Here is a 1,385-nt window from a genome sequence, read left to right as displayed (position 1 = left end):
GCCACCCCCACCACCCGCCCGCTGAAGCTCAAGCGCCTCCAGTGCGTGCGTTTCGCCCATCCGGAACCGTTCCTGCCGTTGGAGCCGTTGGACGCGAACCCCCGCTTCACGGTACCGGTGATCTTCGCCGCGGACGACGACTACGTGCCGGTGCTGGCCACGGCGGTCACGTCGATGCTGCGCAACGCCAACCCGGACCGCCACTACGACGTAATCGTGCTGGAACGCGACATCACGGAGGAGAACCGGCGGACGCTGGCCGCGGACCTCGAACGGTTCCCGAACGCCACGATCCGCTTCTACGACGTGGGCCGCGCCATCGCCAGCTACCACCTGTCCGACGAGGACGACTACGCCGGCCCAACCGGCCCAACCACCCAAACCGGCCGGACCGACAACCCTAGCGGACCCGACGGCCGCAACGGCACCGCCGCACCCGCCGTCGGCCCGCTCGCCGCGCGGCACGCCGTCGCGGCGACGGCATCGCCCTTCACGTCCGAATCGCTGGCCGCGGACCATCGTCTCGCCGCGGAGACCTGCTACCGCTTCGTCATCCAGGACGCGCTGCCCTTCTACACGAAGGTGCTGTACCTGGACTGCGACGTCGTGGTCAACGGCGACGTGGCCGAACTGTACGACACGGACCTCGAGGGGCACGCGGTGGGCGCGGTGCCGGACCTAGACTTCCTCGGAAACCTGAACCGGAAGGACGGCCGGGCGGCCGCATACGCGTCGGGGCCGCAGTCGCGCCTGCACATGCGGGACCCGTTCGGCTACTTCCAGACCGGCGTGCTGGTGATGGACCTGGAGCGCATGCGCGAGCTGCATACGGTGCCGGAGTGGCTGCGCCTGGCGCGCAGCCCGCGGTTCATCCACCACGATCAGGACGTGCTCAACATGGAGTGCGAGGGCGACGTGACGTATCTGCCGTTCGCGTGGAACGTGCTGCATGACTGCGGCGGCCGCATGCATGGCATCTTCCGGTTCGCGCCGGCGGAGGCGTATCGCGGGTATGTGCAGGCGCGTCAAGCGCCGAAGATCGTGCATTATGCGGGCCACGACAAGCCGTGGACGAATCCGTGGTGCGATTTCGGCCCGCTGTACTGGAGCTACGCCCGTCTGACGCCGTTCTCGCTGCAGGTGATGGCGATGCTGGCGGACGTGGCGAAGCCGAAGCGCGCCGTGTTCCACGAGCGTGCGATCGCGGAGGACAGTCCGGTCCGCAGGTACGTGGACAAGGTGGCGCCGCTTGGCTCCCGTCAGCGCGAGGCGATCAAGGTGATCGCCCGTCGTATCCAGGGCAAGCAGTAGGCGACGCGTCGGGCGCGGCCGGGTACGCGTGCGGCGGACGGACCGGCACCCGCACGCACCCACGCACCCCGCAC

Annotated in this window: 1 protein-coding gene; it reads left to right on the top strand. The window is 69.2% G+C overall.

Going from position 1 to position 1,385, the window contains the following annotated elements; translation table 11 throughout:
* On the top strand, positions 1 to 1,311 hold a 1,311-nt coding region (locus KIH78_RS10490; protein ID WP_219132303.1), incomplete at its 5' end, for a glycosyltransferase family 8 protein.
* Positions 1,312 to 1,385 lie beyond the last annotated feature (74 nt).

The sequence above is a fragment of the Bifidobacterium saguinibicoloris genome, from assembly GCF_019331725.1.
Lineage (GTDB): Bacteria > Actinomycetota > Actinomycetes > Actinomycetales > Bifidobacteriaceae > Bifidobacterium > Bifidobacterium saguinibicoloris.
Note: the sequence above shows the minus strand (reverse complement) of the source record. Positions and strands in the feature narration are given on the sequence as shown.